This window comes from Sphingorhabdus sp. EL138, from assembly GCF_945882965.1.
Lineage (GTDB): Bacteria > Pseudomonadota > Alphaproteobacteria > Sphingomonadales > Sphingomonadaceae > Sphingorhabdus_B.
In genome coordinates, this window is record NZ_CAMCWY010000018.1 from 52,476 (window position 1) to 59,773 (window position 7,298).

The following is a 7,298-nucleotide window of genomic DNA, read 5'->3' on the forward strand; positions in this document are numbered from 1 at the left end:
GGCGGAGTCGCTGCTGGTTATTTGGAGGCTGTTATGGACGTTCGAAATCAAGTTGCGGCTGTTCACATGGTTAAATTTTTGCACTACTCGGTGTTGGCGCTGCTGGGAGCAATAACGACACCTGCCGCCGCCGCAACGCCTGAGGAAACCGCACGCGAGGTGCTGGCCCAATCGCCTATCATCGACGGCCATAATGACACACCGCACCAGATTGCCGAGTTGTTTGACCGCGATTTTTCGAAATTCGACTTGACTGCATTACCAGCGGACGTGCTCGCCAAAACCCACACCGACATAAAAACGGCGCGCGCCGGATTTTTGGGCGGGCAATATTGGTCGGTTTATGTCGACGCTGCTTTGCCCAAGCATGAGGCGGTAACACGAACCATCCAGCAAATTGATGTCGTCCGGCAAATGATGGCGCGATATCCCGAAACATTTACGTATGCCGCAACGGCGGCAGAGGTTGAGGCGGCGATGAAAAAGGGCAAAATCGCATCGCTTGTTGGTATGGAAGGTGGCCATTCCATTGGCAGTTCGCTGGAAATCCTGCGGCAGACTTATGCGCTTGGCGCGCGTTACATGACCCTCACACATAGCCTGACCACCGATTGGGCGGACAGCTCTACCGACGCGCCAAAGCATGACGGATTGTCGCCCTTTGGCTTTGAAGTACTCGCGGAAATGAACCATTTAGGGATGATTGCCGACATCAGCCATGTGTCAGAGGCAACGATGCACGATGTGTTGGATAAGAGCACGGCGCCTGTTTTGTTCACGCACAGCAACGCCCGCGCCATCACACCGCACCCGCGCAACGTGCCCGATTCGGTCTTGAAGCGCTTGCCGGAAAATGGCGGTGTGGTGATGGTTACCTTCGTGCCGGGCTTTACCTCGGCCGAGCGGCGTCAGTGGGAATATGCACGCTCCGCCGTTGCAGGGCGCGCTAAGACTGAATTTTCTGGAAATCCAGTTGGCGAAAAGGCCACTGTTGAGGCATGGATTGCCGCCAACCCCCAACCCAAGGCAAGACTGGCGCAAGTGGCCGACCATATCGACCATATCCGCAAGGTGGCAGGGGTTGACCATATCGGCATTGGCGGTGACTTTGGCGGCGTGGACGAACTGCCAGTTGGCCTGGAAAATGTCTCAACCTATCCCGCCTTATTCGCCGAGCTCGTCCGTCGTGGCTATTCGAAGGCGGACCTCACCAGAATCGCGCAAGGAAATGTCCTTCGCGTGATGCGCGGTGTGGAGAAGGCGGCGGGTTCGTAGTTTAGGAAGCAAACCCGTCGGCCAGAAAACGTTCCGCGATGGCGGCGTGAAGGGCGGCGCCTTTTGCCATAATGCTGTCGTCGAGGACCATGCGGTTGGAGTGCAGGCCACAGCAGGTGCGCCAGTCGTCGCCTTCGTGTGACGCGCCTAAGAAGAACATCGCGCCGGGGACTTTTTCGAGGACATAGGCAAAGTCCTCTGCGCCCATGATGGGCGTGTCGAGCGTGATCCAGCTTTCGGGGCCGAACATATCCTCGACAACCGCCTTGCCGAACTGAACGGCGCGGTCGTCGCAGACGGTGACGGGGAAGCCCTGTTCGATATGCACCTCCGCGCTGCAATCATGGGCGGCGGCGATGCCGGGGGCAAGGCGGTGCAGCTCCTCGGCCACGCGTGCGCGCGATTGTGGGGACAATGTGCGGATAGTACCCAGCAAAACTGCTGTTTCGGGAATGATATTGTTGGTGGTGCCCGCTGAGATTTTGGCGATGGTGACAACGGCAGGATTGAACACCGAAATCTTGCGGGTCACCATCGTTTGGATCGCCGATACGATTTCGCAAGCGACGGGGATTGGGTCAATGGCGTCATGCGGCATGGAGGCGTGGCCGCCAGCGCCCTTCACGGTAATAGTCAGCACGTCCGAAGATGCCAGTAACGGACCACTTCGCCCACTAAACACCCCGCGCGGCGCGTTGGGCATGGTGTGCAAGGCAAAGGCGGCATCGGGTAGCGGATCAATCAAACCGTCGTCGAGCATGAAGCGTGCGCCATGATAGCCCTCTTCACCCGGTTGAAACATGAACTGGACCGTGCCCGCCAATTGGTCGCGCTTGGCGCACAGCATCTTTGCCGCGCCAACGAGCATCGCAACATGGGTATCATGCCCGCACGCATGCATCGCGCCGTCGGTTTGCGAGCTATATTCAAGGCCCGTATCTTCATGGAGCGGTAAGGCGTCCATATCGCCACGCAGAAGCACATTACGGCCATTGGCAGGGCCTTTGAGGGTCGCAATGAGCCCAGTGGTTGACGGCCCCTCACGCAGCTCCAGCGGAAGGCCGGCAAGCGCGGCCTTTATTTTTGCCAATGTCTTGGGATTTTGCAGACCCAATTCCGGCTCGGCATGAATGGCCCGGCGGAGGTCAATAAGGTCGGGAAGGATATTTTCGGCGTCGGCGCGCCAGTCTGTGCTGATTAAGTCCATAGCTTAACTAGCACCAGCCTGGCGCGACCGACAACAGTCTTAATCTTCCAAACGCACAGCGACATATTGCGTTGCCGCTCCACGCCGTTTTACGCCCAGCAGGATCGCGCTGCGACCGGCTGTCTTTGCCTCCTTAACGGCAGCGGCGAGTTCGGCGGCTGTATTCAACTCGCGATAATTTGCGGACACGATGATGTCACCGCGCCGCAAACCAACCTGCGCACCAGTGCCAGCACCCGGAACGTCGATGACAACCCCCTTTACGTCGGCTGTCACGCCAAGCGCACGCCCGATTTCGGCGTCGAGCGGGATGACGCTGAGACCAAGCGCATCACGAATGACTTTGGAATCGGGCGTATCAACTTGCTTGTCGAAGTCTTTATTTTCTTCCGGGTTGAAGTTGCGTTGCGCCAGCTTCTCTTCGGGTGGACGCGCGCCAACCGTAGCCGTCAGCTTCATAGGCTTGCCTTCGCGCAAAATGTCGAGCGGTATACGCGTGCCGGGTTTGATGTTGGCGACAATATAGGACAAGGTCACTTCAGGCGTTACTTCACGGTCATTGACGCGAAGGATAATGTCACCTTCTTTCAGGCCAGCTTTGTCTGCGGCCTCCTCGGGGACGACGCGTGCAACAAACTCGCCACGGTTCTTTTCAAGACCAAGGGCGTCGGCAACCTGTTCGCTCACCGGCTGGATGCTGATGCCAAGATAACCACGCTCTGGCCGAACACCCTTTTTAAGCGACTCAACAACGGGGATAGCTTCTTCAGCCGGGATGGCAAAGCCAACGCCGATATTCGCGCCAACGGGCGAAATCAGGCGGTTGTTGATGCCAACAACTTCACCCTTCAGGTTAAACAAAGGACCACCGGAATTGCCGGGGTTGATGGCGGCGTCGGTCTGAATGAAGCGGTCATAGGCGCCGCCCGCGCCGATGTTACGCTGCAGCGCTGAAATGATCCCCGCGGTTACTGTGTTGCCAAGGCCAAGCGGGTTCCCAATGGCGATCACCCAATCACCCACGCGGCTTTTCCGGGATTCTGACATTTTAACAAAGGGCAGGTCGGAAGCACGAATTTTTAGCAAAGCAATATCTGAGGATGGGTCGCGACCTACGATTTCGGCCTCAAATTCCTTGCCGTCGAAAAGCGTTACCGTGACACGGTCAACAGCTTCGCCAGCCGGGCCACCGGCAACCACATGGTTATTTGTGACGATGTAACCATCGCTTGAGATAAGAAAGCCTGAGCCGCCACTGGCTTGTTCCTGCGTGACGGGGCGGCGTTCGCCCGTCAGCGGGTTCAGGCTGGTGGCTACCTGCACCTTTTGACGTGTGGCGATGTTGACGACTGCTGGCTGCAATTGCGCGGCAAGATCCGCAAAGCTCGACGGCGCGCCGCCGGGGGCAAGATTGACCTGTTCCGAAACAGCCAGTCCGGTTTGCGCGGTCACGGGGTTGCCATTGACTATAGCAACTGTGCCGCCAGCCATCAAAAGCGCGGTGGTAACTGCATAAGCGTAATGCACGGATATCATTCCTCTCGTTTATTCAATTGGGCAACGCCCAGAAATTCTGTTCATCTTTGACCCGGTAAAGCTGAACGCCGATTGAATGGATGCCATTCCTCCGACCAACAGCATTTGTCCTTCGATTAAATGCCTTTACGGAATTTTTCCAGATAGGCGTTTTGCGGTGACAAGATGATATTGCTTGCACCTTCACCATTCTGGAACGTCTGACGATAGCTCTGCATCGCGCGATAGAAATCATAGAAACCCGGGTCCTTGCCATAGCTTATGGCGTAGATGCGGGCGGCTTCGGCTTCAGCGTCAGCGCGGATAATTTGCGCTTCCTTTTGGCCTTCTGCGTCGATGGCGATGGCCTCCTGGTTTCTCGCGCTGCGCATACGGTTATAAGCCGACTGTAATGTTGCGGCTGGCAAGTCGGCACGCTTGATGCGCACGTCAATGACTTCGGCTCCATATTTGCGCGCTTCGCGGTTTAACGCAGTCTGGATATTCTCCATCACTTCGCCGCGTTCGGCGCTCAACAAGGCGGCAAAGGTCCGCTTGCCGAGCTCGTTGCGCAGCGATGAACCCAAAATCGTCCGCAATTGGTCACGCAGGCGATCCTCGGTTCGGATTGTGCGGTACATTACAGCGGGCTGGGTAATGCGGAACCGGGCAAAGGCATCCACCTGCAAGCGCAACTGGTCGGTGGAAAGCACTTCCTGCTGTTCCATCTGAACGCTTAAGACGCGCTTGTCGATCATCTGGATCTGTTCAACAAAGGGAATGCGGAAGGTAAGTCCAGCGCGTGTCTCGCCGAATTTCTCGCCGGGCTTATAGGGGTTCACGATCCGGTCGACCTTACCATAGCTGCTGATAATGGCCTGCTGAGTTTCGGGAACGACATTCACCGACATGCTCATCAATATGAGCGCGCCTATTGCGCCAAAAGCGAGATAAATCGGGTTGCGAAGGAGGCTGCTGGTCATTGCTTTGTCCCTGTAACGGTCAAGGGTTCGGCTTTTGGAGCCGATCTTTTCTGGAATTCGGGAATAGGAAGGTAAGGCGTTACGCCGCCCGTTTCGACAATCGTCTTGTCGACCTTACCCAGCACTTGCTCCATGGTTTCATAGTATAACCGGCGCTTCGTCACCTCGGGTGCGGCACGATATTGCACATAGATTTTATCGAACTCGGCGGTTTCACCCAATGCAAGCTCGGTCACGCGGCTGGCATAAGCGCGGGCATCGTTCAGATAGCTCTCGCGCCGTTGCTGCGCCGCGTTCACTTCGCGGAAGGCGTCATTGACTTCAGCTGGCGGGTCCGATTGGCGAATCGAGATACTCTGTATCAACACGCCAGCCCGATATTCATCGAGCACCTGTTGCATCCGGCGGCGCACCTCAAGTTCGATCGCGCCACGACCGGGGCCAATGGCTTGTGTTAGGTCAAAATTAGCAACCGCGGCGCGCATGGCACTTTCCGCGACTTCTTTGACAGTTTCCTGCGGGCTGTCGAGTTGGAACAGGTAGAGCTCCGGATCTTTAATTGACCAGCGGACATCATAGGCCATGTCGATGATACTTTGGTCCTTCGTTAGCACCAAATTCTCGCTGCTTGCCTTTGGCGAGCCTATGGATGTCGTCTGAATCTGCTGCGTATCAATTTTCGTGATGCTTTGCAGTGGCGCAGGCAAAGTGAATTGAATTCCAGGCGGCAATGTATCAGAATATTTGCCCAATTGCGTCACGACACCCTCTTGCTCGGGGCCAATGCGATGAATGCTCGTCCAGACAATCCATAGCGCCACTAAGCCGCCAATGATAAGCGGGAACCAGCTTTTACCGTCGGGGCGTTGCGGCAAACCACCAAATCCACCGCCTTTTCTGCGCAGCAGTTCCTCAAGCGATGGTCCGCGCGAACGAGCGCGTCCGGCAGGTTCGGGTGTTGGGTCCCACGGATTCACGGGGTCGGGCTTCGATCCGCCTCCGCGTCCGGTTGAATTGCTTGTGCCGCCTGTTTCCCCAGAATCGGAGGAATCCCAAGGTCCTTTGCCATCTGTTGCCAAAATCACGGGTCCTTGCTTGTCAAATTTTCTGCTCATAAAACCTTTATAGGAACGGTTTTTCAGAAAAACAGTGTCAATCCCGCAATTCTGAATCTATTCGGCAAGTCATGTCCAATTTTGCTATATTTTCCGATGCCATTTTTGCGGTTGTAGGGAACCGCGCGAGTGGTTTGAAGGTCACCGAAAATGCGGTCTCGCTGATGCTTGACGTGTCCGGCTTAAATGCCGAACAGCGCACTGAAATCGAAGCCGATGTCCGCACGGCAGCCACGCAGGCCGGCGCGCAATCGGTGCGTGTGATGTTGACCGCCGAACGCATCACGCCGCGCCTGATTGCTGTGGCGAGTGGCAAAGGCGGCGTCGGCAAATCTACGCTGTCGACAAACCTTGCCATTGCCATGGCGCGCGCTGGCGGTTCTGTTGGTCTGGTGGATGCAGATATCTATGGCCCGTCGCAACCGAGATTGATGGGTGTGGAGGGCGTGAAGCCCCAAGCCGAAGGCAACATGATCATACCTGTGATGGGCGCGGGCGGCGTGCCGTTTCTGTCCATGGGGCAATTGGTCAACCCGGGGCAAGCCATTGCATGGCGCGGACCGATGGCGGGTAATGCGTTGTCGCAACTTGTCGATGCCAAATGGGGCAATGTCCGCGACATCGTGGTTGATATGCCGCCAGGCACGGGCGATATTCAATTGTCCATGATCCAGAAGCATAAGCCTATCGGCGCAGTCATCATCTCCACGCCACAGGACCTTGCCCTCATTGACGCGATGCGCGCCATCAGCTTTTTCGATACGGCAAAAGTACCGATCATTGGCCTTGTTGAAAATATGGCCGGGTATCTGTGTCCGCATTGCGGGGAAATGAGCGATCCTTTCGGTTCGGGTGGGGCAGAGGCGGCAGCGAAGGAATTGGGTATTCCGTTCTTAGGACGGATACCACTCGACATTAAAATCCGGATGGAAAGCGACGCTGGCACGCCGCCGGCATTAGGTGAAGGACCGATTAGCGACGCTTATGCTGCGATAGCGCGGCAAGTCTCTGCGTGGATTGATTCTCCGAAAGATACCGCTGCATGAATGAAGCGCCAGCAGCAAAGGACGGCATAAGCCGCCGGAAACTGCTGGTTGGCGGCGGCGTAGGCATAGGACTTTTGGTGGCATGGGGCCTATGGCCGCGTCGCTATGCGCCAAACATGCGTGCGGCGGATGGGGAGCATCTTTTTGGTCCATGGCT

General features: G+C 56.6%; 6 protein-coding genes. 2 read left to right on the plus strand and 4 right to left on the minus strand.

Annotated elements, in window-relative coordinates:
• Window positions 1-66 precede the first annotated feature (66 nt).
• Window positions 67-1,275: a dipeptidase gene (locus Q0N43_RS08975; RefSeq protein ID WP_295445548.1), complete on the plus strand. Its 1,209-nt coding sequence runs from the start codon at window positions 67-69 to the stop codon at window positions 1,273-1,275.
• Between the two features lies 1 nt (window position 1,276).
• Here the strand turns inward: Q0N43_RS08975 and Q0N43_RS08980 are convergent, their stop codons facing one another.
• The 4 genes from Q0N43_RS08980 to Q0N43_RS08995 all read right to left on the minus strand — a co-directional run bounded on the left by Q0N43_RS08980 (window position 1,277) and on the right by Q0N43_RS08995 (window position 6,095).
• Window positions 1,277-2,482, minus strand: a complete 1,206-nt coding sequence (locus Q0N43_RS08980; RefSeq protein WP_295445550.1) for a M20 family metallopeptidase — start codon at window positions 2,480-2,482, stop codon at window positions 1,277-1,279.
• Window positions 2,483-2,521: 39 nt separating this feature from the next.
• A complete protein-coding gene (locus tag Q0N43_RS08985) occupies window positions 2,522-4,018 on the minus strand; it encodes a trypsin-like peptidase domain-containing protein (protein ID WP_366845959.1) in 1,497 nt (498 codons plus the stop codon).
• Window positions 4,019-4,134: 116 nt separating this feature from the next.
• Entirely contained in the window at window positions 4,135-4,980 is an 846-nt protein-coding gene (locus Q0N43_RS08990; protein ID WP_295445553.1) for a protease modulator HflC, read from the minus strand.
• The gene (locus Q0N43_RS08995) at window positions 4,977-6,095 is read right to left on the minus strand and encodes a protease modulator HflK (protein WP_295445555.1); all 1,119 of its coding nucleotides are present in this window, start codon (window positions 6,093-6,095) and stop codon (window positions 4,977-4,979) included. The genes Q0N43_RS08990 and Q0N43_RS08995 overlap by 4 nt, the downstream gene beginning before the upstream one ends.
• A gap of 71 nt (window positions 6,096-6,166) precedes the next feature.
• Between Q0N43_RS08995 and Q0N43_RS09000 the strand changes: the two genes are divergently transcribed.
• Window positions 6,167-7,141, plus strand: a complete 975-nt coding sequence (locus Q0N43_RS09000; RefSeq protein ID WP_295445557.1) for an Mrp/NBP35 family ATP-binding protein — start codon at window positions 6,167-6,169, stop codon at window positions 7,139-7,141.
• Window positions 7,142-7,298: the final 157 nt, after the last annotated feature.

Excerpts from the sequence above, each read along its gene's own strand:
- Q0N43_RS08975 (WP_295445548.1), top strand. The coding sequence starts at position 67 with ATGGTTAAATTTTTGCACTACTCGGTGTTGGCGCTGCTGGGAGCAATA.
- Q0N43_RS09000 (WP_295445557.1), top strand. The coding sequence starts at position 6,167 with ATGTCCAATTTTGCTATATTTTCCGATGCCATTTTTGCGGTTGTAGGG.
- Q0N43_RS08990 (WP_295445553.1), bottom strand. The coding sequence starts at position 4,980 with ATGACCAGCAGCCTCCTTCGCAACCCGATTTATCTCGCTTTTGGCGCA.
- Q0N43_RS08980 (WP_295445550.1), bottom strand. The coding sequence starts at position 2,482 with ATGGACTTAATCAGCACAGACTGGCGCGCCGACGCCGAAAATATCCTT.
- Q0N43_RS08995 (WP_295445555.1), bottom strand. The coding sequence starts at position 6,095 with ATGAGCAGAAAATTTGACAAGCAAGGACCCGTGATTTTGGCAACAGAT.
- Q0N43_RS08985 (WP_366845959.1), bottom strand. The coding sequence starts at position 4,018 with ATGATATCCGTGCATTACGCTTATGCAGTTACCACCGCGCTTTTGATG.